General features: G+C 41.2%; 22 protein-coding genes. 21 read left to right on the top strand and 1 reads right to left on the bottom strand.

Annotated elements, in window-relative coordinates:
• Positions 1–202: 202 nt before the first annotated feature.
• On the top strand, positions 203–3,952 hold the full coding sequence (locus AC1D7X_RS15610) for a SwmB domain-containing protein (protein WP_495475571.1): 3,750 nt from the start codon (positions 203–205) through the stop codon (positions 3,950–3,952).
• A gap of 156 nt (positions 3,953–4,108) precedes the next feature.
• Here the strand turns inward: AC1D7X_RS15610 and AC1D7X_RS15615 are convergent, their stop codons facing one another.
• Positions 4,109–5,506: an RNA-guided endonuclease InsQ/TnpB family protein gene (locus AC1D7X_RS15615; RefSeq protein ID WP_495475609.1), complete on the bottom strand. Its 1,398-nt coding sequence runs from the start codon at positions 5,504–5,506 to the stop codon at positions 4,109–4,111.
• Positions 5,507–5,963: 457 nt separating this feature from the next.
• Between AC1D7X_RS15615 and AC1D7X_RS15620 the strand changes: the two genes are divergently transcribed.
• The 20 genes from AC1D7X_RS15620 (at position 5,964) to AC1D7X_RS15715 (ending at position 26,666) form a co-directional block, all read left to right on the top strand.
• Entirely contained in the window at positions 5,964–8,681 is a 2,718-nt protein-coding gene (locus AC1D7X_RS15620) for a stalk domain-containing protein (protein ID WP_495475572.1), read from the top strand.
• Between the two features lie 58 nt (positions 8,682–8,739).
• On the top strand, positions 8,740–9,900 hold the full coding sequence (locus AC1D7X_RS15625) for a sensor histidine kinase (RefSeq protein ID WP_495458331.1): 1,161 nt from the start codon (positions 8,740–8,742) through the stop codon (positions 9,898–9,900).
• The gene (locus AC1D7X_RS15630) at positions 9,900–10,622 is read left to right on the top strand and encodes a response regulator transcription factor (protein WP_495475573.1); all 723 of its coding nucleotides are present in this window, start codon (positions 9,900–9,902) and stop codon (positions 10,620–10,622) included. Before AC1D7X_RS15625 ends, AC1D7X_RS15630 begins: the two co-directional genes overlap by 1 nt.
• Positions 10,623–10,763: 141 nt before the next feature.
• On the top strand, positions 10,764–11,192 hold the full coding sequence (locus tag AC1D7X_RS15635) for a hypothetical protein (protein WP_495475574.1): 429 nt from the start codon (positions 10,764–10,766) through the stop codon (positions 11,190–11,192).
• Between the two features lie 258 nt (positions 11,193–11,450).
• Positions 11,451–13,604: an ATP-dependent helicase ComFA gene (locus tag AC1D7X_RS15640; RefSeq protein ID WP_495475575.1), complete on the top strand. Its 2,154-nt coding sequence runs from the start codon at positions 11,451–11,453 to the stop codon at positions 13,602–13,604.
• Positions 13,605–13,619: 15 nt separating this feature from the next.
• Complete coding sequence (locus AC1D7X_RS15645; protein WP_495458327.1) at positions 13,620–14,426, top strand: ComFC family protein; 807 nt, start codon at positions 13,620–13,622, stop codon at positions 14,424–14,426.
• A gap of 114 nt (positions 14,427–14,540) precedes the next feature.
• Positions 14,541–14,951: a flagellar protein gene (locus AC1D7X_RS15650; RefSeq protein WP_495475576.1), complete on the top strand. Its 411-nt coding sequence runs from the start codon at positions 14,541–14,543 to the stop codon at positions 14,949–14,951.
• 103 nt (positions 14,952–15,054) lie between these two features.
• The gene (gene flgM / locus AC1D7X_RS15655; protein ID WP_495458325.1) at positions 15,055–15,351 is read left to right on the top strand and encodes a flagellar biosynthesis anti-sigma factor FlgM; all 297 of its coding nucleotides are present in this window, start codon (positions 15,055–15,057) and stop codon (positions 15,349–15,351) included.
• Entirely contained in the window at positions 15,348–15,851 is a 504-nt protein-coding gene (locus AC1D7X_RS15660) for a flagellar protein FlgN (RefSeq protein WP_495458324.1), read from the top strand. The genes flgM and AC1D7X_RS15660 overlap by 4 nt, the downstream gene beginning before the upstream one ends.
• A 24-nt stretch (positions 15,852–15,875) precedes the next feature.
• Positions 15,876–17,444, top strand: coding sequence for a flagellar hook-associated protein FlgK (flgK, locus tag AC1D7X_RS15665; protein ID WP_495475577.1), 1,569 nt, complete (start codon positions 15,876–15,878; stop codon positions 17,442–17,444).
• Positions 17,445–17,455: 11 nt separating this feature from the next.
• Complete coding sequence (gene flgL / locus AC1D7X_RS15670) at positions 17,456–18,349, top strand: flagellar hook-associated protein FlgL (RefSeq protein WP_495458322.1); 894 nt, start codon at positions 17,456–17,458, stop codon at positions 18,347–18,349.
• 13 nt (positions 18,350–18,362) lie between these two features.
• A complete protein-coding gene (locus AC1D7X_RS15675) occupies positions 18,363–18,938 on the top strand; it encodes a DUF6470 family protein (protein WP_495475578.1) in 576 nt (191 codons plus the stop codon).
• 178 nt (positions 18,939–19,116) lie between these two features.
• Positions 19,117–19,557: a flagellar assembly protein FliW gene (gene fliW, locus AC1D7X_RS15680; RefSeq protein WP_495475579.1), complete on the top strand. Its 441-nt coding sequence runs from the start codon at positions 19,117–19,119 to the stop codon at positions 19,555–19,557.
• A 1-nt stretch (position 19,558) separates the two neighbouring features.
• Positions 19,559–19,804 (top strand): carbon storage regulator CsrA, encoded by a 246-nt coding sequence (gene csrA / locus AC1D7X_RS15685; RefSeq protein WP_495475580.1) that lies wholly within the window; start codon positions 19,559–19,561, stop codon positions 19,802–19,804.
• A gap of 156 nt (positions 19,805–19,960) precedes the next feature.
• Entirely contained in the window at positions 19,961–20,788 is an 828-nt protein-coding gene (locus tag AC1D7X_RS15690) for a flagellin N-terminal helical domain-containing protein (RefSeq protein ID WP_495475581.1), read from the top strand.
• 76 nt (positions 20,789–20,864) lie between these two features.
• Complete coding sequence (locus AC1D7X_RS15695; protein ID WP_495475582.1) at positions 20,865–21,206, top strand: flagellar protein FlaG; 342 nt, start codon at positions 20,865–20,867, stop codon at positions 21,204–21,206.
• A 19-nt stretch (positions 21,207–21,225) separates the two neighbouring features.
• A complete protein-coding gene (fliD, locus tag AC1D7X_RS15700) occupies positions 21,226–22,698 on the top strand; it encodes a flagellar filament capping protein FliD (protein ID WP_495475583.1) in 1,473 nt (490 codons plus the stop codon).
• A gap of 59 nt (positions 22,699–22,757) precedes the next feature.
• A complete protein-coding gene (fliS, locus tag AC1D7X_RS15705) occupies positions 22,758–23,144 on the top strand; it encodes a flagellar export chaperone FliS (RefSeq protein ID WP_495458315.1) in 387 nt (128 codons plus the stop codon).
• Between the two features lies 1 nt (position 23,145).
• Complete coding sequence (locus tag AC1D7X_RS15710) at positions 23,146–23,466, top strand: hypothetical protein (RefSeq protein WP_495475584.1); 321 nt, start codon at positions 23,146–23,148, stop codon at positions 23,464–23,466.
• A gap of 14 nt (positions 23,467–23,480) precedes the next feature.
• Entirely contained in the window at positions 23,481–26,666 is a 3,186-nt protein-coding gene (locus AC1D7X_RS15715; RefSeq protein WP_495475585.1) for an IPT/TIG domain-containing protein, read from the top strand.
• The last annotated feature ends 37 nt before the right edge of the window (positions 26,667–26,703 follow it).

Below are 26,703 nucleotides of genomic sequence, written 5' to 3' on the forward strand. Positions count from 1 at the left end.
ATTTTAGATAAGAGCTATAAATACTTCAGGTTACTATTGAGTTTAAAACATGTACATATGTTCTACTAAACTTTAATAGCCATACAGCCGAAATAAGTAGTATATGCTTTGCGGTGGGGTCCAAGACACATACTTATTAGTAAAAAGTTAATAAACGTGTGAAGTAAGTAATTATGAGGTTGAAGGGAGATCGTAATCTAATATGAAGAAAAAGTTATCGTTCCTTATGGCGGCACTCTTAATAACTGAGATTATTTTTGGAGTAGCACTAGAGGGAATCTTAGGAGGTGCCAATGTACATGCGGCCACTTCAGCACAAGTATTACCTGTAAACGCTGCTTCGTTAACAAACCAGCCCTCAGTAACAAGTATGGGTAGTAACGTTACTGTAAGTTTCGCAACTTATGGTCAACCGGTTGATTTGTTAGGACAGAATTCGTTTAAATTCAAGCTTAACTTTAGTGATTCTGTAGCTAAAGAATCCGGCACAATTAAGATTACTAAGAATGGTGTGTCTAGGTATCAAGTTAACATACAAGATTCGGTTGTTCAGCTCTCGCAAGATGGAAGAGAGGCTGTAGTTACAGTTAGTGACACGAATGCCATAAATATGATGAAGACAGAAGAGGGCTCCCAATATGATGTGTGGTTGGATAGAGGAGCTTTTAAAGACTCAAGTGGGAATCTAGTAGAGAGTATGAATTGGTCCTTTTCAACAAAGAGCCAAGCGATAGTTAGTAGTCCATTGTCTCCAAGTAATAATGGAGTGAATGTTCCGATCGATACTACGATACAAATGTCATTTGATCGATCAATGATGGTGGGGAGTGGATCCATTGTTGTCTCACCAGGTGCTGTTAACGATAGTAGAGCTTTAGTTATACCTGTAAATAAAGCAAGTGTCTCCAACTCGTCGAGTGGAAGTACTATTAGTATTAGCTTACCAAGTATGCTGATGTATGACACAGCTTATACAATAACAGTTCCAACAGGTGCGTTTAAGGATTCATATAATAATCTGTCGCCAATGATAAATGATTGGGGATTTAAAACAGTTGCAGCTACTGCATCATCAGGTTCTCTAATTGTTTCAAAGTTGTCTCCGACAAAAGGAGCCACAGTAACGGCTGTAGCTAGTGATTTGGTAATAACATTTAACAAAGATGTTGCGTTTAGAAATGGCATCTATAATGACAAGATTGTCTTGAAACAGGTGGGGGGCAGTATTATACGTATCAGCACTCCAACAATCAACGGTAATGAAGTTAGATTTAGACCTATAAGCACATTGGGAGCAGATACTAGCTATTACGTTGAAATTGCAGCCGATACCTTGGTTGATAAGGTCAATCCTAATATTACATTTCCAGGATTTAGTGGCAGTTCAATATGGTATTTCAACACGGTATTAGCTGATAAGACGATACCTGTTCTGCAGACAGCACAAATGTATACGAATAATACTATTCGACTTGCATATAATGAGACACTTGATGTTAGTAATAATCCTCATAGCTCTAATTTCACCGTGCTTGTTAATAGTGAGAATCGTCGAGTAAACAGTTCTTACATCATAGGGGATAGCGTTTATGTTGTCTTAGAAGTTGGCGTTGCGGTTAGTCAGAACGTTCAAATTTCTTATACCGCAAGTTTGGGTAACCCGATTCAGGATCCATCTATGAATAGAGCGGCTTCATTTACTAATAAAACGGTTGCGAACAACATGGACACCGTACTACCTAAACCCAAAGAAGGCTCAGTGTATGGGACGACACTATCCCTAATGTTTAATGAGAGTTTGAAATCACCCTCTTCTAATGCATACGATCAATTCACTGTGACAGTGAACGGAAGCTCGGTGGGCGTGCGTAGTATCAGACAAAGCGGATCTATGTTGTATTTTACCCTTGATAGTTCCATTCCTGACGGAGATGTAGTTCGTATATCTTATCGAGTGGGTTCTTATCCTATACAAGATTTCCGTGGTCAGAATATTACAGAATTCACGGATTTCTATGTACGAAATACGTATGATACGAAACCACCTGTTTTTATGGGAGCTGAGGGTTCGGGTAACAAAATATATATGAAATATAATGAACCATTAAAGAATACTAATATACCAATGAAGAATCAGATATCTGTATTAGTGAATAATTTACCAGTATATGTAACGGGAATTCAGATAATGGAAGATAATGTCCAGCTGACACTTTCATCATCGATTACTACTAGCCAAAATGTGTCCATCTCATATGTTCCGGGTATTGGAAGTGCTAGAATCACGGATCTTAACGGTAATTCCGCTACTCACCTCAACCTAGAGCCTGTCAGTGTCACATTCGGAACACTGGTGCGTGAAGTGAGATCTGCCATAGTCAAAGGCGATACATTGACGATTCAATTTACTAATAGTTTAACAAGTTCATTAAGTACAAATGAACTAAATTCATTATTTTCAGTGAGAGTGGATAACCTTGCTCGATCTATTCAATCATCTTCCTTAAGTGGAAGTACGCTTACTCTACATCTTTCATCTCAAGTTCTAATTGGTCAGAGAGTACAAGTATCTTTTAGTTCAGGATACAATACAATTAAAGATAACTTAGGGAATGTTATTCCCTCTTTCAGTAATCTTGATGTACAGAATTTAACGACCAATACGAGTACTAAGCCTGGTAATTTAGGTACGATAAATGCTAGCGAGTTTGGTACGATGATGTATGTTCTCAATTCAAGTGATGCAACAACTAGAAATATCACTTCCAAATATAGTCAAAGTACTAAACGGTACATGATTGATTCAGCAAAATTGAAAATAGCATTTGATTACATGATGACCACGGCAAGTAAAACAATTGCGTTTGAAGTGCCTTCCTCAGAAAGAGCAGCCTATGTAGGAATTCCTCTTCAAGCGATTCAAGAGGCATTATCTAAGAACCAACAAGCACAATTCGCAGTTAAACTAGGGGACAGCATTTATAGTGTGCCATTAGCAAGCTTTAAAGTCAGCAATATTATGAGAGATCTTAATTCAACGAATTCAACGAGTATGATATGGATTCAGATTGAGAAGGTCCCAACAAGTGCTGTATCTGATATCATGAAACAAATAAGTCAAGCTGGAGCTACAATGGTTGTTGACACAACTGAATTCTACGTATCTGCTGAGAATACTACTTCTGGGAAGTCTATACCTTTAAAAGTATCAAGTGAGTATTTGCTTCGTACAACAAAAGCAGTAAATGCGGCTACGACTTCGCTTGTATATTTTGATAAATCTACTGCTCAAATCTCATTTGTACCGACAAAAGTTGAGAAGTTGACTAACAGTACGATTTTACATGCATTCGTAAAGGAAAATTATATAGTAACAGGGGTAACAAATAGCAAACTTTATGGGGATGTTGTTGAACCGTGGGCTAAGGAAGCGATCAATGAATTGGTGGCCAAGTTTATTGTGAGTGGAAGATCACAGGTTGCCTTTGAACCGAGTAAAAATATTACACGGGGGGAATTTGCTGTATTTGTTGCGAAGGCACTTGGATTATCAGGTGATTCGGAAGCAGCAGCGCGTTTCCGTGATGTAAAGTTAACATCCACTACGGGTTCATACATTGGAGCTGCTACGAAAGCAGGTATAATTCACGGTTTTACGGATGGGATGTTTAAACCTGACAGCTTTATCACGCGTGAACAAATGGCTATTATGATGGTTCGCGCTATGGATTATGCAGGGTATAAGACGACCAACACAAGTACGCCTACAGCAACACTATCCAAATTTAGTGATCGCGGTAAGATTCAATCGCTTGAATCAGTATCGAGAGCTGTTAATGCGGGCATCATCCAGGGAGTATCTACAACGAAGTTTGTACCACAAGGGTATGCGACAAGAGCCCAAGCAACGGTAATGTTAAAGAGACTACTTACTGCTGTAGGGTATCTATAGAATCTAGCTTTATATTAAAGGGCAATCTCTTCTGTACTGAAGAGATTGTTCTTTTTATGTTATGAAGGTTCAGGATTATACATCCAATGAATACTCCCGCCACTTACCAACGCTGTCGCTTTGGCTGAAGTGGGGGTTTCTGATGTATCATCCAACTTATTTCAGGATGCTTAACATCAGTGGAGTTGACACGTTGATAGTCTGGTTACCATCCAACCCCTCTATCCCATTCGCTCCTTTGGCGGATACGTTTGGGAATACTTTTCGCATAATATTGGCTGCGCCATTTACATCGGCATGTATTAAGCCCTTACAATTCTTATACAGACCGCGATACACCCGTTTGCCTGAGAAGGTCCATGTCCGCTTTTCGCCATAACTCGGCAATGGGTCTAGATCTTGGAAGCTAGCTTTCGAGGTATACGCCTCTTCGGTCAGGATAACGACTATTCCCTGTTCTTCTGCCTTATACTTGATCATCTTGATGAGCATCTGATAGGGAATATGACTGAAGGACTGATTGTTTCGCCGTCCGATCCCGGGCGCTTTCTTCCATCCATCGTTATGTCCGATGACGATCGTACCGATGTTATACTCCACTGCCAACGTAACGATATGATGACTTACCTTGTGGAAGATGTCTTTGATCCTACGGTGGCGCTTCAAATGGAGTCGTCCTAATCGTCTGGACGTGTACGCTCCTTCGCGTAGTTCCTTGCCCTGACGAAGAATGCGGGTATAGTACGCCTTCATCTTGTTGTAATACTGATTGATTGCTTTAACGATCTTGCCCTTCACGATGAGCGGTTTCACTCCGGTGGTCGTGACGATGGTTGCAAGATTATCGACGCCAAGATCAATGGCCAGCACGTGTTCTTGTACCGCTTCCTTCTTTTCCATAGGATAAGCGAAGATCATTTCAACCACGTATTGTCCATGGCTTGGGACGACACGCACTTGCATCAGTTGTCCGTCAGTACAGCCCAGTTTGCCGATGTTCAGTTGTAGCTTGGTCTTTGGAAACTTGAGACATTTCCGTTCTTTGATCACACAATCCTGATTGGAGAAAATGACTTCCTTCACCCTGTTCCGAGCGTACCCCGGAATATGGGGCTTGCCGTTGTACTTCTCAGGATGCTGGCGGTAGTCCTTGATACTGGCAAAGAAGGCATTCCAATTGTGGAACACCACCTTCATGATTCCCTGACTGCACTGCGTTGGGAGCGCCCGATAATCGATTTGATTCATCACCTTGAATAAAGCATCCAAGAAATTATAATGAACAAAAGGACTCTCTTGCGAGGGTAGCTTGAACGGATGGGAATGGTTCTTTTCTCTTCGTCGTTCGTTCATGACGTCAATATGGGACGCCAGCGTGTCCAGAACTTCCTGTTGCAACGGCTGAAGAGGCTCATTCTTCCCAAAAGCGGTAACGATCTGTCGGATGTAAAAGTTGGTCGTGTTATACAGATTCTTGGCATCCTGACATGCTTGATCGAGGTACGCAAACAAGCGATGACCAGGCTTAATCCACACTTGATGGGTTCTGTACATTGACTTTGAATCTGACAACGCTTCACCCCCTTACAGTCGCGTAATGCGAATATACGTTCTACCTTTATTGTACCTCTTAAGATATAAGAAGGGAAGAACATCTTGTGGGATTATTTAGGAGGTCGCCGATTCACCTCACCACTTAGAGAAGTGGGAGTACTCTCGGAGAAAAATGATAGAGGATAGTTAAGGTTCACCTTATTTTGGGTGATTAGTAGCTTATAGATTAATAATTTAATAGGGTAGGAGAACTAATTAGTGAGATTTCGTAACTTTTTCTAAAAAAATCAGTCTATTATATAGAATGCACTAAATAGGTTCTTCCATATTTATCATAAATGCTAGAATCTAAAGCATATGTGGAAGTGTAAATTTTAGTTCAGGGTACATAATGTACCCTATAAAAATATGTGATTATTTTGATGATTTTGCAAATAGGATGGGAGATTAATAATTGATGAACAGGAACTTACAACATTTGAGAGACGGAGTAGCTATGCCGACAGGAAAGAAGTTGGTTGTTATTACTTTAGCAGGACTATTATGGATATCACCCATTATAGGAGATGGAATATCTATCACGGGTTCAGCTCATTCTTCATTTGCTAGCGCAGCTTCAGCATCCGTCAAAAAGCTTGGAGAAGAAATTATTACTTCTGGAGCTATCCTAAACAAGTATCAATTATCTACGACTCGCTCAGGTAAAAAGGTGACAGCGCTCGCAGATGTCATTCGAATAGATTTACAGAATTCAAATGTGAAGCTTGATGCTATGAATGGTGTGAATGGCCAGTATACGACAAGACAGAGTACACAAGGTATGGCTAATGAGAATGGTGCCGTAGCGGCAGTGAATGGAGATTATTACATTACAAGCGGTGCAGGAGCACAATGGGCACCTCTAGGAGGTCAGATCACAGATGGAGTGCTAATGGCTACTCCTGCAGATCTAAAAGGAATGTACTCTTTTACAGTGTCTAAAGATGGGAAGCCCATGATTGATGAGTATACTTTCAACGGTTCTGTAACGGCACAAGATGGTGCAGTATTTCCGTTATCAGGTATTAATAAGACTACATACACTCCTGAGGGTACGAGTTCAACTTATAGTCATGTGAATGCGATGTATATGTACACAAGTAGTTGGAAAGCTTTGGAGCGTCCTAGCAATAGTTCAACAACGGCTACTGAGATTCTTGTGCAAAATGGTGTTGTTACGCAACTTTCCTATAAAGCCCCTTTGAATATCTTGGTTCCAGAGGATGGATTTATTCTTCGTGCGCATGGGACGGCTGCTGAATTCGCAAATACTCATTTTGCCGTTGGACAGCCCTTGAATGTGAGTTCTTCACTAATATCAGAAACGACAGGACAACAGGTTGATCCTGCTAGCCTTCAAATGATGATTGGTGGACATACGTTACTAGTAAACGGAGGTAAAGCTTCAGCATTTACTAGAGATGTTAGTAGTGTCGGAGGATACCGCGCTCGTACAGCCCTTGGTTATTCTCAAGATGGCCGATATGCTTACATCGTGGCTGTCCAAGATAATAGTAACAGTTCAGGTATGTCTCTGTCTGAACTTCAGACATTCATGGTGAACATCGGAATATGGAAAGCAATGAATCTGGATGGTGGCGGATCTACTACTATGGTAACCCGTCCATTAGCCGAGAATAAAGCAACACTAACATTTGACACGGAATATGGAAAGACTCAACGAAGTGTCGTCAATTCGGTTGGCGTATTTAGTACAGCACCAGTAGGACAATTGAAGGGTTTTAAAATTAGTGGAAGTTCAACGTTGTTAATTGGACAAGAGAGCTCTTATAGTCTAAAGGGTTATGATACTTATTATAATCCGATAGATACATCACAGGTGAGCCCTACATGGACTTCTAGCAATGGTAATGTGAAAGTGAGTGGAGGTAAGGTTACAGGGTTGCAACCTGGTATAGCGACAATTACAGCGGTTAGCGGTTCTGCTAACGTGAGCACGAAAGTGACCGTTCTAGGTGCTGATGAACTTGCTAGCCTAACTACAGCTAATTCAACAGGACCACTTAAAGCAGGCACCGTTATCAATATTCCGGTTACTGCTGTTACAAAGAGTGGAGAAAGTATCGTTATTCCTGCAAGTTCTTTGAAATGGGAGTATGTCGGGTTAAAGGGGAATGTACAAGGGGATAAACTGACTGTGACTTCTATCGATGCGAATACAAAAGTGGGTTATGCCATTGGTCGATATAATGGATTCAGTACGGTTGTTGTTCTCTCTGAGGCAGGAAACAGTATGTGGGAAGATTTCGAGAATGTAAGTTATCCTGTTCAATTCACAAGCAATGTCAGCCAAGTAAGTGGAACAGCTTCGATTACACAAGGAAGTGAAGATCATTCGAACTCTAAGGTGATGGATCTTCAATATGATATGACGCAAGGTAGCGGTAAAATGTACGCTTATGCACAACTAAATGGCACCGTGGGCAGAACCATTTCTGCTGCAGCAACTTCGATGTCTGTGGATGTTCAAGGTGATAAGAGCTTGAATTGGCTTCGTGCGGAGCTTACAGATAAGTCGGGTAAGACGATTTACGTAGACCTTGCTAAGGTGATTGACTGGGAAGGTTGGAAGACACTAACAATGGATCTGAGTGGTCTTAATATCCAATATCCTGCCCAATTGAAACGACTCTATGTTGTGAATGTCGAAGAGGGGCAAGATGAACGTGCTTTGACCGGTAAAGTAGCCTTCGATAACATTCAGTTCACGATGCCTTCATTATCTAGTGAAGCGAGTCTCCCTAAAGTAAAGGCAGTCATGACGGTTGGACAGAAGGTCATGACGGTTAATGCGACTAATAAGTCCATGGACGTTGCACCTGTCGTAAAAAATAACAGTACGTATGTACCTATTCGTTATGTCGTAGATGCATTTGGGGGAAGTGCGAATTGGGATGCTGCGAATCAGAGAATTACGGTGTTACGTGGAGGGAAGCTATTAGATCTTACGGTGAATAAGAAGGAATTTATACTTAATGGTAAGAGATCTAGTGCATTAGTAGCGCCTATTGTTGCACAAAGTAGAACATTAGTCCCTCTTCGGTTAGTGTCTGAACAACTAGGTCTAAAAGTTACGTGGAACCAGGTCATGAAGACCGTCACAATCGAATCGTGATATGTTATGATATGGAATAGTGAATGAACATTGAAGGAAGAAATGGAGTAACTCTTGAGTGGACTTTCAAGCTGAAGCTATAGACCGTGTCGTAAAGAATGCTATTGAAGTTGTGGAAGATAGTAAATTGCAAATGTTTGAGATTCTAGAGAGTGCTCGAGATGAGTTGAACACGCTGAATCATGAACTTCAGTATGTGATGAAGGAAACTGTGGACACCTTGAAGAAGGTTGATCTACTAGAACTAAGCTACCGGAGTTCACGCATCCGTTTAACAGAAGTTAGCCGAGACTTTGTTCACTATAAGGAAGAGGATATTAGAGAAGCCTATGAGAAGGCGACGCAGCTCCAACTTGATGTGATGATTTATCGTGAGAAGGAAATGTATCTTAGAGCAAGACGTGATGAACTACAGAAAAGAACGCGAAATGTGGAGAACTCTGTGGAACGTGCTGAAAGCATTGGATCACAAATGGGTGTAGTCATGGAATATTTATCTGGAGAAATAAGTCAAGTTAGTCGTATTATTGAGAGTGCTAAGAATCGTCAACTTATAGGGTTGAAGATTATCGTGGCACAAGAAGAAGAACGGAAACGAATTGCACGAGAAGTACACGATGGTCCAGCTCAATTGTTGGCTAATCTAGTGCTAAGGACAGAAATTGTAGAAAGAATGATAATAAAGCAGGAATTTAAGATGGTGCAGGACGAAATAATAGATTTGAAGGGACAAGTACGTGCAAGTCTTGAAGAAATCCGCAAAGTAATTTTTAATCTACGTCCAATGACTCTGGATGATTTAGGACTCATTCCAACACTTCGTAAATATATTCATGATTTTGAAGAGAAAACGAAAATTCGAACGTTGCTTGAAGTGAGGGGGAAGGAACATCGTCTCACCTCAGCAATGGAGGCAGCTATTTATCGACTTGTCCAAGAAGCGTTAACGAATGTGGCTAAGCATGCGGAGTCATCTTATGTTGTAGTAGAGATTACTTATCAATTACAAATGGTTAAGGTTGTTGTACTAGATAACGGTTGTGGATTCAAGATGGAACAATTAGAAGAAAAGGGAAACGACCATTTCGGTATTATTGGTATGCGTGAAAGAGTCGAGCTTCTAGATGGGAGAATGGAGATCGATTCGAAGTTGGATGAAGGAACGAAGATCATAATTCATATCCCTACAAACGTGGATAAAGAGAAAGGAGTAACGTGATGGACAATCGAGATTCTGGGAAAAAATCCATAAAGGTACTCTTAGCTGACGATCATCAATTGTTTCGCGAAGGTCTGAAGCGGATTCTAAACATGGAGGAGGATATGGAAGTCATCGGTGAATGTGGTGATGGCATCCAAGTACTCGAGTTTTGTAATGAAGTTAAACCAGACATTGTACTCATGGATATTAATATGCCATTGGAGAATGGCGTGGAGGCAACCGAGAAATTACGTGAACTGTTTCCTGATATTAAAGTAATCATCTTATCGATTCATGATGATGAGAGTTATGTGTTTGAGACATTGCGTAAAGGTGCGAATGGCTACTTGCTGAAGGACATGGAGGCAGAGTCTCTTATTAATGCGATTCGCTCCGTGTATCAAGGTTATGCATTTATTCATCCTAAAGTGACGGGGAAGTTGATTAATCAGTTACGCCGTATGACGTATGTGAATGAAACTGGGGCAATGAGCGAAAGATCCGACAAAGAAGCAGGAGTGAAATTTGTAGGTGGAGAGAATAACCCACTGACCCGTCGGGAAGCTGAAGTGTTACGTTTGATGGCAGAAGGAAAGAGTAATAAAATGATTGGTGAATTTCTCTTTATTAGTGAGAAAACAGTTAAGAACCACGTGAGTAGTATTTTGCAAAAGATGGAAGTTGATGATCGTACACAAGCTGTTATTAATGCCATTAAATATGGGTGGGTAACACTTTAATAAGGCTTTTGTAGGCGGTCATGGAATATTACATATAATATAGCCGTTCCTTTTTCTCTTGGTGTGGGCGCGATGTTCATATCTTGTCACCGAGCCTTCTTGATCAGCATACATTGTTGGTAAAGAAGGAGGTGGATCTCCATGGTCATCCAATTAACCTGGATAGCTATCATTTATGGGTTGGCGATTGCCATCGTTCATGGTTTATATGCGACAACCCATAAATTGAAGGGGAATAGGCGGAACAAACATAAGCAAGAGTATATACTGGTAACATGTAATCATGAACGAAAGATTGAATGGTATGTACGTGCTCTATGGTTATATGCTTTACTTAAAGGTAAGAAATTGTATATTCATGTTATTGATCATGATTCAAACGATGAAACTGTGCAGATGATTGACATCATGCGTGAATGGTCTGGTCTTGATCTATCTATATCGGTTTGTGATGGAGTAAATGGAGAACATACGAACGGCTATTTACTACCAGAGAGTATTGAAGGATCCATATGGATTGATGTAAGAACACCACAGGAGGATAGGCGTATCCCCTATGTGCAAAGATAATAGTTGTTGGTGTATGATTATTTTTAGCAATTGTATAGGTAGTAGTAAAGTGTGAAGCACACTCTCCAAGATCGAGATTCTGGGAGAATGTGCTTTTTTGTGTTTTATGGCATGCAGAATGAAAGAGAGCCCGAACCGCCAAGAGAAAGATTAATTTAAATAGAGGTAATAGAATGTGGGCTAGGATACTGTTGAAGGAATAGGCACTAATTAATAATAGTATGGCGTGACAGTGTGATTCTATGGAGGTGGTGGGAGTTGAAGGTTGCAGTATATGCGATTCGAAATGCTGGATGTTGGTTAATTAAGATATCGCTTGATATGAGAATGGATGTAATATGGTGGGCTAAAGTAGCTAAGGAGCCAACATGCAGGATGATATTTCTTGGTGAGGGGCTTCCTCTTGGATGGGCGCTGAAGCTAGAGCAGATGGACTTATACGTGAACGGAATAGATCACTGGAAGGCTCATCAGTGGACACAGTATGTCATTGGAGATCTTCAAGAAGAGCTGATGGAAGAAGCAAAATTGCAACCACATAAAAAATACATAAGAGAAGGTGATATGTGGATCTGGCGAATCCAAGATGGGATGAATGTGAATATTCTAGGAAGTGCTATCGCAGGTGATAGAAAGATGAATGAATATCAGATGAAAGACATGGGTATTGAAACGTTATGGGATCATGTTGTAAAGAAACAAGGACGTTGTTGTCGGGTGGGAGACTTACGGATTCCTAGTGTGATGAAAGAGGTACTTTATGAAGCTGACATGTTAACGTCATTGCTCCAAGGGCGATCGTTGTTGGCGGCAGAAGTGGATGGCTTGTTGGTAGAAGCAGAGCCATTCTTATCTAGCGCCTGGTTCACGGCCGCACAGCTGGCCTATCTCCAGGGCCAGCTCACGCTCGGCGCAGGCGTTGCACCTGCGCCTTCGCCTCGTGGCGGCGCGCCTTGGCAGCGCCGCCGCAAGGTCCCCCGCTGCCAGCGCTGCGGCAGCGTAGCCCTTGGCCGCACGGCATGCGCCACGTGCGGCCGCGCGGCTTGCGCCTACTGCGAGGCCTGCCTCGCAATGGGGCGCAGCCGCGCTTGTACGCTGCTGCTTCGCGGAGCAGCGCAGCCAGCCGTGCGAGGCACGGCTGGCGGTTCCCCCACCGAGGCCATGGGCCGGTGGGGGCTTAGTGCCGCGCAAGGCGTAGCGGCTGCCGCGGCGCTGCGGTTCTTAGCGAAGCCACCCGCAGGGGGCGGAGCGACAGCGGCCTCGCGGAACCGCATCCGAAGTGGTGGAGATGATCGTATTGGTGTCAAATTTGGGAGTAGTGGGAAATTTATAAGTTATAGAGGTAATCGTATATTCCGCAATATGGGCACAGTTAGTCATGCGGGCAGAGTGGCGATAAAGTGTCCTGCCTCTGATTCTGCAGAGCCAGAACGCTTCCTCCTTTGGGCAGTCACTGGAGCGGGTAAGACGGAAATGATCTTTCCGTTACTTGATTCTGTGTTACAAGCCGGAGGCAGAGTTCTTGTAGCTACACCACGACGGGATGTTGTACTAGAGTTAGCTCCAAGACTTGTCAAGGCTTTCCCTGAAGAAAGGGTGGTCACGCTCTATGGAGGCAGTGAAGAACGTTGGAAGCCAGGGACATTGACACTTGCTACCACACATCAATTGATGCGCTTTTATCGAGCGTTTGATCTTGTCATTATTGATGAGATTGATGCTTTCCCATATCATAATGATCCGATGTTAGCTTATGCTGCACAACATGCTTGTAAACTTGGAGGGAAATTCGTATATCTGTCTGCCACACCTCCACAGAAGCTTCAGCAAGAAGCATCTTCCGGTAGAATCGCTTATGCAAGAGTGCCTGTTCGTTTCCATGGACAACCCCTTCCTGTTCCTAGTCGTATAGATATGAAGTCTGTTGCACATTACCTACAACAGCAGCGAATCTCTAGTGGGCTCCTTCATACTTTGAGGAGATCAATTCAGCGAGGGGCGCAATTGTTTGTTTTCGTCTCACGCATTCGACATATTGAGCCCTTCGTTACATTGCTACGACGTTACTTGCCTGATGTTCATATAGAAGGGACCTCATCTGTAGATCCGAAGCGGGCAGAGAAGGTTGTGGACTTTCGCAATACACGGATTAGAGTGTTGATTACAACAACTATTCTTGAAAGAGGCGTGACGGTACCACGCAGTGATGTATTTATTCTGGATGCTGATAGTGGTCTCTTTGATGAAGCATCATTGATTCAGATGGCTGGACGCGCTGGTAGATCTAAGGATGATCCAGAAGGTCATGTAGTCTTTGCGTCATCTCAATGGACAAGATCGCAGAAAAGGGCTGTGAGACAGATCAAGGGAATGAATCGAATCGCGCGGCGAGGTGGATTGTTATCTAAATAAATGAAGGAGGTCATTATGAACTGGAGGAGTATAGTAGATTTCATACATCAATTCATTGCACCACCTGTAGTGAGCTGTCTAACATGTGGCAAAATGACGAATACCTATACCATGATCCATGGAATATGCCACGGTTGTTACGACTCAATCCCATGGATCCTAAATCCTCGTTGTAGCCTGTGTGGTCGACAGATGGGATGTCCAGATTGTTCTCGGGAGGATGTAAGGAAAGGGCGCTTCTTTATATGTAATCGGAGCGCCGTAGCTTATAATCCTATGATGCGTGAATGGTTGGCTCAATATAAGTATCGTGGTAACGAACGTTATAGTGAGTTACTCAGCAGGATGCTTGAATGGGCTTATACAAGGTTGATACATGAATATAAGCAGAGTTCTTCAGACTCGAAGTGGGCTATCGACGTGATTACATGTGTACCTGTAAGTGAAACACGGCTTCAAGAGCGTGGGTTTAACCAAGCGGAAGTCCTTGCAGTAAGATTGGGAGAAATGACGAATCTACCATTTCGAAGGCTTATTATACGAGATCGGCATACAGATAAACAAAGCTTCAAGAGTCGAAATAGTCGCATCCGTGATATGGATCATACTTTCGAGTGTGATCCGGATGTGATGGACATGCTTCAGAATCTTGACAGGCATCAGCAATCACTACGGATCCCGAGGGCATTACGAATCCTCCTTATTGATGATATTTACACCACAGGAAGTACGGTCAATGCGTGTGCACATGTATTGATTGAGGCCAGTGAAATGGTGTCATTTCCAGTCGAAATATATAGTCTTACTTGGGCGCGTTCTTGATAGGTTTTTTTTATACTTAATTATAGACGAGTCATACTCCGATAAGTTAATCTATATATAATAATGACAGAATTCGATGATAATGTACTATGTGGAAGAGGGGATTGGAGAGCGATGAGTCTAGGGAATTGTCCACAGTGCGGTAAGCTTTATGTGTTAAATTTGCGAAATATGTGTAAGGATTGTAAGAAAGAAATCGAACTACAATATGATTTATGTGCCGAATATTTACGAGGTCATAGAAGTTCTTCGATGCTAGAATTGTCTGAAGCGACTGAAGTAACGATGCGGCAGATCACTAAATTTATTCAAGATGGGCGATTTTCTATTATAGATGCTCCTAATCTAAGTTATCCATGTGAATTGTGTGGCACAGCTCTTATTCACGAGAGTAGCATGTGCCCTGCCTGTAGGGCACGTCTGACCAAGGAATTGAGTGAATCAGTCAAAGAACATCAATTGAGAAATATGAATGCTAACAAGGGTACAGGTGCGTATAAGGTGCTTGATAAATACAAAAAATAGCAAATAAATAGCAAATTACGTTGTTAGCTATTAAATATAATACAATTGTGACCGATAAACTTAGTAAAGATTATCGGTCTTTTATTATAGTGAGGTGAAAAACATGAAAGTAAATGAACCAGGACGAGTAGGCAATATTAACCCTTACCAGAGGAATATGGAGACTCGAGACAATCATGTGGATAAGAGGAAATTTCAAAAGGATCAAGTGTCTATTTCAACAGAAGCTAAAGAGATGCTAGATGCACAAAGTCAAGTTCAGGATCCGAAACGTGCTGAACGAATTCAAGAGTTGAAGGAGTCAGTATCGACGGGTAACTATAAGGTAGACGCTAATATATTAGCAGAGAAGTTAATGCCATATTTCAAGGCAACTGAACAGTCGGGTGATTCTGAGTGAGTATATACCAAGTAATAGCCGAAATGGACCATTTGAATGAATTACATCAACATCTTGTCGATGCAGCTAAAGAGAAACATGAAGCCATTTTGAAGAACGATATGCAGCATCTAACGCAAATTATGAATAAGGAGACTCGCCTACTGAAGCAGGTTAATGAGTCAGAAATAGCGCGCGTCGATGCAGCAAATGTATTCCTTACAGAGAAGGGGATTCGTTCTCAACTGAAGCTAACGATTACAGAAATGACACGTCTCGTGTTCGATCAAGAAGAGAAGCAACACTTACTGGATTCACAACGGCGATTACTAGATACATTACTTACATTGAAGAATCTTAATAATACGAACAAAGAAATGATAGATCAATCTTTGTCTTTTATAGACTACTCTCTTAATTTAATTGTGAGTAGACCTGAGGATGATATGTTATATCAGAATCCGAATCAGCAGCATGTCACAAGAAGCTTGAACCGCAATTTTTTTGATGCAAGGACATAGAATAGGAAGCGAGGAGTGAAGTAAATGAGATCTACTTTTCATACGATTGAAGTTGGTAAGAGAGGGTTATTAGCACAACAAACAGCACTTAACACAGCTAGTCATAATATTACGAATGCCAATACAGAGGGATACTCTCGCCAAACTGTACACTTAGAGGCAGCACGTCCACTATCTTATCCTGGTCTTCTTCAGACAACAGCTCCAGGACAATTAGGTATGGGTGTTGAAGCAACTAGCATCACACGGATACGTGACCTCTTACTAGACATAGAATATCGCAATCAGAATACGGAGCTAGCTACTTGGAAAGTGAAACAAGAGACGCTCTCGAATATTGAGGGAGTTGTCAATGAACCATCTGAGAATAGTATAGCTACCAGTATCTCTGAGTTCTGGAATGCATGGCAGCAGCTTAGTAAGAGCCCAAGTACCGCTGATCTTTCGGCACGTTCTGTAGTTCAGCAGAAAGCTATTGCACTTACTGAGACATTCAATCATATCGCAACTCAGTTGAACATAATCAAAGATAACATGTCTACAAGGATTACTGCGAAAGTGTCAGAAGCGAACAATAATATTAGTCAAGTTGCTGAGTTGACACAGATGATTAGACGTATTGAGGGCTTGGGTGATAATGCGAATGACTTGCGTGATAAGCGAGATCTTCTAGTCGACCAATTATCTGTTCTTGGGAATGTCACAGTGAACGAGACACCAGATAATTATGAACTAACATTTGGTAACCAAGTGGTCGTCGATGGGATGACATCTACACCGATTACAGAGGATATTGCCACGACACTTACCAAAGGTGAAATTGCTGGTTATGTACAGTCACGTGATGTTCATGTAGCAGAATATACGAAACAACTAGATATTATGGCAAATACACTTGCTACAGGAAAAGTAGAAGTTACGATTCCAGCAGGAAGCGTTCTACCTGCAGGCGTTACAGTTCCTGGAGCTACAGTGGACGCATCAGGCAAGTTGACAGCAGATGTTAAATATACTGTGGATGGATTAAATGGGTTACATAAATTAGGGTATACCTTGGCAGAGCCAGCTACGAATGGTAAAGACTTCTTTGTAACTTCGGATGGATCAGCTACGATTACGGCCGCTAATATTCGAGTGAATAACGACATTCTTAATGATCTGAAGAATATTGCAGCATCTATGCGTACAGAGACAGTTACTAATGCAAATGGTACTACACAGAATAAAGTGTTGCAAGGTAATGGTGATATGGCACTTCTTATTGCTGGATTAGCAGAACGTAAAATGAATTTTGATCCAACAGGTACGAATGGTGCCATTACCACAGATGGCACATTTAGTGGCTATCTACAATCCGTCATAGCTCAGTTGGGTATGGATACACAACATGCAACGAAGATGACGGATAACGGGAGTTTACTTGTTAACCATGCGGATACTCTGCGTCAGTCGATCAGCAGCGTTTCATTGGATGAGGAAATGTCCGATCTTATCCGATTCCAGCATGCATACAGTGCTTCTTCAAGAATCATTACAACGATGGATGAAATGTTAGACAAATTAATTAACGGTACCGGCGTAGTCGGTAGATAGGGGATGAATTGATGCGTATTACACAATCAATGATGAGTAATTCGATGATGACAGGTCTACAGACTAACTATAAACGTATGGACAAGCAACAGGAACAGATGATGACTCAACGCCGGATTAATCGCCCTTCAGACGATCCAGTAGGTGTAGCTAGTGCACTTCACTATCGTTCAGAAATTAGTTCAACGACGCAATTTACAGAGAATGTGGAAGATGCAGATTCATGGATGAAAATGAATGATTCAGCCATGACACAAACCACAGAAATTATTCAAAAGCTCGCTGAACTTGCGGTTCAAGGTGGAACGGATACCGTACCTGCGGATGCTCGTAAGAATATTGCTGCCGAGGTCGATGAATTGTATAACCAATTAGTTTCTATAGGGAACTCTCAGTTTAAAGGGAAGTATATATTTAATGGTGAGCGTGTTAACGAACCACCATATCCAGCTGATCCCGCAAATCAGGCGTACAGTTTGGATCAAGGTGAGGTTGAATATCAGATTGGTGCAGGCATTTATGTAAGTGTTAATGCAATCGGTGATAATGTGTTTGGAGCTTCAGGTGATGCAAATGGGTTATTTAAAGTGGTAGATGACTTTAAGAAGGCATTACTTAACGATAGCACAGCAGGTATTCAAGCATCCATTCCTGCCTTTCAGAAATCTCTGGAGAATGTTATTATCGCGCAAGCAGCAGTGGGAGGGAAACAGAATAGACTGGACTTCACACTGAGTCGTCTAGGAGATCTGAATCTGAATTATGTATCCCTTCAGTCAAAGACTGAGGATGCTGATATGAGTAAGGTTATTACGGAGCTAAAGACATCAGAGAGTATTTATCAGGCTTCGTTGGACACCATGGCTCGCGTGATTCGTCCAAGTCTGCTTGATTTCTTGAACTAAAGAGGTGACTTGAATGAATATTCCCCGTATACAAATTCAACAGGGCTATAGCAAGATTGGCTTGGAGACGGTAAGGGGTCAATTGAGTATTGAGCAACCGAAATCTAACTTAAACATAAGTCAACAGTCCGGAAAATTAGAAATGAGGAGTACGGATGGGGAATTGCACATTGATCAGAGCAGAGCAAGGTCAGGTGCAGGCCTAGCTAGATCAATTGAAATGCTTGAACGTATTTCTCAGAATGCGAAGTCATCCGTTGTTCAGAACATTGGCGAAATTGCGGAGGCGGGAGATCGGATGATGGCCATTCAAGACAAGGGAAGCCATGTGTTCGCTGACTTGGCGTATGAGAATACGCTGAAAGACAGATACATGGAGTTCCGTGGTCCTGTCTCCTATGACAATATAGATATTACTTATACGCCCAGAACTGTTGAAATGAGGTATACACCAGGTGGAGTGACCTGTGATCCGGAATATGGTGAGGTAAGAATGAACTGTACTCCCAGTAATTTGAGAGCATATGTTGCCCAGAAAAACTATATAAATTTTAGTATAATCGGAACGAAATTGGATGCGGTTATATAATATTTTCGATACAATAGCTATAATGAATTTCGATTCATTATAGCTATTTTTTTTATAATATAAGAGTCTATAAGTATTTCTGCTTATAAATAGGCTTATATTTCAACGCTAAACGTTTCTTCGCCGTTAAAGGACGGCGAGGCCGTGTATGCTTGTGACCACTAAGGAGGAAGTACTCATGTTCGTACAGACAGCAAGGTTTGGAGAAGTAGAGATCGAGGACACGGCGATTATTAACTTTGTAAGTCCAATTCTAGGATTTACAGAAATGACACGTTATTTCCTGATTCAATCTTCAGAAGAAAGCCCCTTTGAATTCATGCAATCCGTTGACGACCCCAATCTAACCTTTGTATTAACGGATCCTTTCCAATTCCAACCGGATTATGAGTTTGATATCGAGGATCATTGGTTGGACAAGTTAAAGCTCCATAGTGAGGAATTTGTTGATATCAAAGTGATCACTACCATCAGATCCACTACTAATATATCGATTAACTTGAAAGCCCCGATTGCTATTAATAAGGTAACGAAAGAAGGAGTGCAGATTATACTAGAATCATCGGATTATTCTTCACGCTACTCTTTGGTAGATCAGCATGGAGAGGGGGAAGGATAGTATGCTATTGCTCTCCAGGAACAAAGGTCAGCAAATAATGATCGGTGATGATATTGTCATTTCTATCATTGATGTTGTAGGTGATCAAGTCAGAATTGGTATTGAGGCTCCTAAACATATAAGTATCTACAGGGAGGAGATTTATAATCACATTCAGGAGCAGAACAAGAAGGCTGTTCTACTGAACGATAACATAGAGCGAATTCTACAAGACTTCTCTTTACCAAGAAAAAATAAAGATTTATAAAATAAATATAAAATACTATAAACATTAACGGAGTTTGTCCGATATATATAATATGGGACGTTATCATAGCTTTGACGGCCGCAAGCTATGACTACACCAAATCATGGGTGAAGCAAGGATGCTAATCACCAACACATTCCAAGGAGGAATTATATCATGCGTATTAATCACAATATCGCTTCTTACAACACACAACGTCAACTGACTAACAACAACAATGCTCAGAACAAATCTTTAGAGAAATTGTCTTCTGGTTACAGAATTAACCGTGCAGCTGATGATGCTGCTGGTCTTGCAATCTCTGAAAAAATGCGTAACCAAATCCGTGGTTTGGAACAAGCTAGCAAGAATGCTTTAGATGGTATTTCATTGATCCAAACAGCTGAAGGTGCATTGAACGAAACTCACGCTATGCTACAACGTATGGGCGAATTGTTCACGCAAGCAGCAAATGAAGTGTTGACAACTACTGATGTCGGAAAAATTCAATCTGAGATTACTGCATTGACATCTCAAATTGAGGATATCTCTAAGCAAACAACTTTCAATACTAAGAACCTTCTTGGAGATGATGCTCAAACAGCGCCAATAGTCTTTCAGGTAGGTGCTAATGCTGGTGATACTATTTCTCTAGACCTTATAAAGGCTACTGTTGATGAATTGGGAATTGGTACTTTAGATCCACTTTTAAATGGTACGAATGCTGAAGCTACTGGTAACTTGACACTTGTTCAGGTAGCTATCGATAAAGTATCTGCTATTCGTTCGAATTTGGGTGCTGTACAAAACCGTCTAGAACATACAATCAATAACTTGGGAACAACTTCTGAGAATTTACAAGCAGCTGAATCCCGTATCCGTGATGTAGATATGGCGAAGGAAATGAGCGAGTCTACGAAGGTTAATATTCTTCAACAGGCTGCTACTGCGATGTTGGCTCAAGCGAACCAACAACCACAAGGCATTCTTCAATTGCTTCGTTAATCACTTGTTCAACGTAGGGGCCGGCCGGGTAATCCGGTCGGTCTTTTTAATATTAACGGAATAGGAGCTGAGGTAAATGCGAATAGATTCATCCGCTGAGAATCTCCCATTGCAAGATTCTATTCTGTTGAGTCAGGATGCAGGGTTGAAGACTACACTACAGGGACCACACTTGGATAATATCCCCTCCATTAGTGATCAGAGACTCACAGAACTAATCGAACGTGGGAATAAAGTGCTTCAACGATTAGATACTCGCTTACAATGGTCAGTTCATCAAGGTAGTAAGGAAATGATCGTTAAAGTGATGAATACGGAAACTAACGAAGTGCTTAGAGAAATTCCGCCAGAGAAATATCTTGATCTAGTTCAGAATTTATGCGAACAAGTTGGATTGTTTCTGGATGAGAGAAAATAACAGATAGGAGGGAACGCGAATGACAATACGAATGAGTGGGATGGCCTCCGGCTTGGATACAGATACAATTATCAAGAAGCTTATGCAAACGGAGAGGGCACCTCTTGATAAATTGGTTAAGGAGAAACAGACCATCGCATGGAAGCGAGATTCGTACAGAGAAATGAATTCAACGCTAACGGCGATCCGTAATTTGACAGATAAGATGCGGTTCTCAAGTGCCTTTAACAAACAAAGTGCGAATAGTAGTGACACGAGTGTGGTGACAGCAACAGCATCCTCTACAGCTACTAGTGGTGGATTCACCATTAGTGTCAATAGTCTGGCGTCGAGTGCCTTGGTAGTTGGGACAACCAATGCTGTTGATATCAAAGCACAAGTAGCTACAACGGGATCGTTTGAAGTTGTTGGACCTAAAGGTTCTAAGACGATTGATGTGAATGCAGGTTCAACATATGAATCCGTCATGAAACAGGTGAATAGTGCTAATATTGGCGTGACGATGAGTTATGATAGCATCAATAGTCGATTCATGTTGAGTTCCAATGCTACTGGGAAAAGTTCATCCATTCAAATTAATGATCCAAGTGGCGTGGCCTCTTCGTTGTTTAAGTTGAGTGCACCTACCGCTGTTGCAGGGACTAATGCCTCCGTTCAAGTGAATGGTACATCCTTAGAATTGGAGAATAATGCATTTGAAATGAATGGTGTTCGGTTTGATCTGAAGGGTGTGTCTACAACAACAGCCTCTGTGTCAGTAGCTCGTGATACTTCTAACATTGTTGATCAGATCACAAGTTTTGTTGAACAGTATAATAGCTTGGTTGATTCTGTGAATGATAAGACAAAAGCTACTCCGAACCGTAGCTATACACCTTTAACAGACGAAGAGAAGGAAAGTATGTCGGAGAAGCAAATTGAATTATGGGAATCTAAGGCCAAGGTAGGAATATTGTATCGTGATGATATTCTGAGCGGAGCCCTCACTTCATTGAAAAGTGTACTTCTCAATAAAGTGAGTGGGTTGAGCAGCGGGATGGATTCATTATCTGATATTGGGATCAAGTTTAAGAGTTTCTCTAAAGGAATGACCAGCGAATTAGGTAAGTTAGAAATTGATACGGCGAAGCTGACTGAAGCAGTCAATAGTAATCCTGAAGGGGTTATGAATCTGTTCACGAAGACCAGTACTTTGGACCCTAAAGACAAGGATTATCAGAGTGAGACTGGATATGCTGAACGATTGTATTCAACGCTTACGACACAGATTAACAAAATTATTAAACAAATTGGTTCTGGAACAGTGTCTGATGCAGTGGATGGAAGCCAGTTAGGTAAAAGAATTGACACGATAAATGATAAGATGTCGACATTGGAATCACGGCTCATAACGATTGAAGAACGCTATTACAAACAATTTACCGCTATGGAACTTGCCATGCAGAAATTGAATAATAAAGGTTCTTGGCTTACATCACAACTGGGAAGCTAGTCAAATGTAGCCATAGTCATAAGCATCATCAACTTTAAGTTTATAGGGAGAGGTTTTACATGGTGGCATTGAATTACCAACAACAATATATCAAAACAAAAGTGGAAACAGCAAGTCCTGGTGAACTGACCCTCCTATTATATGAAGAGTTGTATCGCAAATTGAATATGGCCAAATTACATTTGAGTAAAGATCAGCTGGAAGAGATGTTAGAACGAATCCACGGAGCAAGAGCTATATTGTATGAGTTACTTGGAACTCTAAATTTTAATTACGAAATTTCGGGACAACTTCGTGATTTGTATATGTTCTACTTGTCTCAGCTGAATTCGTTTATTATCAGTAAGGATCCGGAGTTGTTGGAACAAGTTATAGATTTTGCCCGAGGATTTGCGGAGACGTGGAAGGAAGCTGTTCATATTGCGAAGAGCGGCAAAGGAAGCTGATATGGACCGTTTTCAGATTATGCAACAATTGAAGGATATCTACGAGGAAATATTGCAGGGAGAAGATGGAAGTGCTTTTCTAAAAAGAGAAGCTCAAGTCGAGAGTTTGTATCTTATTCTGCAGTCAAGTGAAGACAAAAAGTATAGTGAGTCAGAAAAGGATATGCTGAGAGTTTTGTCTAAATTGAATGAATCTATGCAATCTTTATTGAGTACAAGTATGAATCGAATGCAACAAGCCCATGTAATGTCCTCTAAAGTATCGCAACAATATGAAGCTCCCATCTTCGCGGATTCTTACTTTTATGATCGAAAATACTAAATAGGAGGATTTGTATGAAAAAGTTTAAAAAGTTTTTTATTATGCTATTAGTACTAGTTATAAGTGCCAGTCTAACACCGTTATCACCTGCTGAGGCGGCGACAGACTATGTGTCAGCTTCTACCACTGTTAATCCTGCAAATATATTAGTAGGTGGAGAAACTGAGGTTACATTAAATGTCCAAGGGACTCCTCCGATTAACGTTATTAAACCAAATGATGTAATTCTTGTCATCGATAAGTCTGGAAGTATGGCAGGCGACAAAATGACAAATGCCAAATCCGCTGCCAAAGGGTTTATTGACATGATGGATTTCACAACACATCGTGTAGGTATCGTTGATTATAGTAGTGACGATATGATCAAATCATTTGATCTAACTGCTGATGCACAAAGTGCCAAAGCCTATGTTGATACTGTGAATTCGTCCGGAAATACTTCAACAGGAAAAGCGATTCAAAAGGCTAAGGAGTTATTAGCTAATCATCGTCCTGAAGCTCAGCCTGTTATCGTACTGCTCACTGATGGTGAGGCTAAAGGTGTAGCAGGTAAAGGTGAAGAGGGAGCCGGATTAAATGCCTACGATTACACATTGATGAAGGCTAAGCAAGCTAAAGATGCAGGAATTGTATTTTATACGATAGCACTGTTGAATGCAGATACCGTTCCAGATACAAGTGAAGCAAATATTCTGTTGAAGAATATGGCTACAACAGCCCAGCATCATCATTTTGTATTAGGTTCAGTAGGTTTGAAAGACATTTATGCAGCTATTGTTAAAGAAATAGGTTTGGCAAGTGCTTACGATGTTGTTGTCACTGAGAATGTTAATGATGGGTTCGAAATTGTCCCAGGTTCTTATGATAACAATATACCTAAGCCAACTGTGAACGGAAATACATTAACATGGAACTTCTTGGAGTTGAAAAATGACACACTGTCATTTAATTATAAAATACGTCAAAAACAAGGTGGTATAAACGGAACATATCCAGTAACCACTTCGACTTCTAACATTAGTTATAAAGATTATACAGGAGCTACCAATAGCTATATTATTCCTTCGGCTAATGTGGTAGTGAGTTATCCCGCACCGATCATTACTACAGTAACACCGAACAAGGGCATTATTACAGGAGGAGAAGAAGTTACAATTATAGGGGAGAATTTCTTACCAAACCCTCAGGTTAAATTTGGAACTACCCTCTCGAGTAATGTAACATATATTAGTAATACTGAACTGAAGGTAATTACTCCAGTTGGTACACAAGGTAATGTTACCTTGTCGGTTATTAATACCGATAATCAAACTGCGACTGCTGACTTTGCATATTATGCACAACCAGAGGTTTCAAATTTATCGCCAGTTATGGGACCACTTGCGGGTGGAACTAAATTGGTGATTACTGGTAACTACTTCTTACCAGGAGTTAAGGTGAAAGTCGGTGACCAATACTCAACAACGGTTACTTACAACACAGCAGGTTCTATATCTGCTATAACGCCTGCAGGGGCAGCACCTGGGATAGTAGATGTCAAAATTGAGAACCCAGATGGTACGGAACTTTCATTAGTAGATGCCTTTACTTATGAAGCACCTCCGACTGTGAAATTAGTATCGATTACCCCAGATCAGGGAGAAACAACTGGGGGAACAACTGTCACATTAACGGGTTCACTATTCGAATCAGCAAGTAAAGTGTATTTTAATGGTGTTGAAGCGAGTTCAGTTGTATTTAATAACGCAAGTAAATTGACTGCTGTAACTCCTGCTTGGGCGCAAGATGAAACGGTAGATGTTAAGGTCGTTAATGCAGATGGCACAGAATCTGTATTACCACAATCCTTTTCTTTCATCACTCCACCACCACCGACAGTTACAGGAATTACTCCTAGCAACGGACCGTTGGTAGGTGAAACTACGGTATATCTAGACGGAAAGGATCTTGTGTCTGGTGCTATCATTATTGTAGGTAACGGAGTAGAAGTACCATCAAAATTTGTTGACTCTTCAAGATTGACCTTTAAGACGCCAGCATGGGCTACCCCAGAAACAGTTAGTGTGACTGTAGTAAATCCTGATAGGCAAACATTTAGACTTGCAGATGCCTTTACGTATGATGCTCCACCAGAACAACCAGCGCCAACCTTAACAGCGATAAGTCCAGCACATGGACCTTTGGGTGGTGGAACAATCCTTTATGTGGATGGTACGGGTTTTAACTCGGAGACTAAAATGTATTTTATTATCGATGGGAATGAAGTTGACTTAAATGCAACCTATGTTAACTCAACACGGTTGAAGGTGAAATCACCAGTTGGATCAACGCCTGGACCAGTAGATGCTAAAGTTCTGAATGCTGATGGTAAATCAGGCCTTCTTGTAGGTGGATTCAGTTATGATACACCACCCGTGTATCCAGACCCTGTAATTACAAGCCTTGACCCTAATCAAGGAAATAAACGCGGTGGATATACATTAAACATCTTCGGAACTGACTTCCAACAAGGTGCGACTGTAATGATTGGTTCACAACAGCTACAATTATTGTCTTATCAGAGTGCAACCAATGTAAGAGTTAAAGTTCCAGCAGTAGATGTTACAGGACCAGTAGATGTGACAATCACTAATCCAGATGGGAAGTCTTCTACACTTGTGGGTGGGTTCACTTATCTAGAAGATATACCAACTGTGAGTTTCATAACACCTAGTTCTGGACTAATGACTGGAGGAACAATTGTATATATTGATGGAACTTATTTCACTTCAGAATTAAAGGTTACAATGAATAATGTAGAAGTAAGTTACACATATGTAAATTCTACACGTATTAAACTTATAACTCCTGCTTCTTCTATTGCTGGACCTGTAGAGATAAAAATTACTAATCCAGCGGGACTGTCTGCGACAACAATATTTACTTATGAAGCTCCACCAGCAGTGCCTGCACCTATTCTTACAGGCGCATCTCCAAATTATGGTACAGCCAATGGTGGTACTATCGTGTATATTGATGGTAAGAATTTTAAATCTGGAGCAAAAATTGTATTTGCAGGAGTTGAATATGAAGCAACATTTGTGAATACTACTCGATTGAAATTCAAAACTCCAGCTGGAACAGTAGGAATCGTATCCTACTATATAATTAATCCGGATGGCCAGCAAACTGTAGCTTCGTTGAACTTTGAGTATAAGTAAGGATATATTAAGAGGGGGGGCCAACTGGCCCCCTTTT

The sequence above is a fragment of the Paenibacillus sp. Y568 genome (genome assembly GCF_059445545.1).

Coding starts and splice junctions, on each gene's coding strand:
- AC1D7X_RS15690 (WP_495475581.1), top strand. CDS start 19,961: ATGCGTATTAATCACAATATCGCTTCTTACAACACACAACGTCAACTG.
- csrA (WP_495475580.1), top strand. CDS start 19,559: ATGCTATTGCTCTCCAGGAACAAAGGTCAGCAAATAATGATCGGTGAT.
- AC1D7X_RS15695 (WP_495475582.1), top strand. CDS start 20,865: ATGCGAATAGATTCATCCGCTGAGAATCTCCCATTGCAAGATTCTATT.
- fliS (WP_495458315.1), top strand. CDS start 22,758: ATGGTGGCATTGAATTACCAACAACAATATATCAAAACAAAAGTGGAA.
- flgM (WP_495458325.1), top strand. CDS start 15,055: ATGAAAGTAAATGAACCAGGACGAGTAGGCAATATTAACCCTTACCAG.
- AC1D7X_RS15630 (WP_495475573.1), top strand. CDS start 9,900: ATGGACAATCGAGATTCTGGGAAAAAATCCATAAAGGTACTCTTAGCT.
- AC1D7X_RS15610 (WP_495475571.1), top strand. CDS start 203: ATGAAGAAAAAGTTATCGTTCCTTATGGCGGCACTCTTAATAACTGAG.
- AC1D7X_RS15635 (WP_495475574.1), top strand. CDS start 10,764: ATGGTCATCCAATTAACCTGGATAGCTATCATTTATGGGTTGGCGATT.
- AC1D7X_RS15645 (WP_495458327.1), top strand. CDS start 13,620: ATGAACTGGAGGAGTATAGTAGATTTCATACATCAATTCATTGCACCA.
- AC1D7X_RS15620 (WP_495475572.1), top strand. CDS start 5,964: ATGAACAGGAACTTACAACATTTGAGAGACGGAGTAGCTATGCCGACA.
- AC1D7X_RS15715 (WP_495475585.1), top strand. CDS start 23,481: ATGAAAAAGTTTAAAAAGTTTTTTATTATGCTATTAGTACTAGTTATA.
- flgL (WP_495458322.1), top strand. CDS start 17,456: ATGCGTATTACACAATCAATGATGAGTAATTCGATGATGACAGGTCTA.
- AC1D7X_RS15710 (WP_495475584.1), top strand. CDS start 23,146: ATGGACCGTTTTCAGATTATGCAACAATTGAAGGATATCTACGAGGAA.
- flgK (WP_495475577.1), top strand. CDS start 15,876: ATGAGATCTACTTTTCATACGATTGAAGTTGGTAAGAGAGGGTTATTA.
- AC1D7X_RS15675 (WP_495475578.1), top strand. CDS start 18,363: ATGAATATTCCCCGTATACAAATTCAACAGGGCTATAGCAAGATTGGC.
- fliW (WP_495475579.1), top strand. CDS start 19,117: ATGTTCGTACAGACAGCAAGGTTTGGAGAAGTAGAGATCGAGGACACG.
- AC1D7X_RS15650 (WP_495475576.1), top strand. CDS start 14,541: ATGAGTCTAGGGAATTGTCCACAGTGCGGTAAGCTTTATGTGTTAAAT.
- AC1D7X_RS15615 (WP_495475609.1), bottom strand. CDS start 5,506: ATGTACAGAACCCATCAAGTGTGGATTAAGCCTGGTCATCGCTTGTTT.
- fliD (WP_495475583.1), top strand. CDS start 21,226: ATGACAATACGAATGAGTGGGATGGCCTCCGGCTTGGATACAGATACA.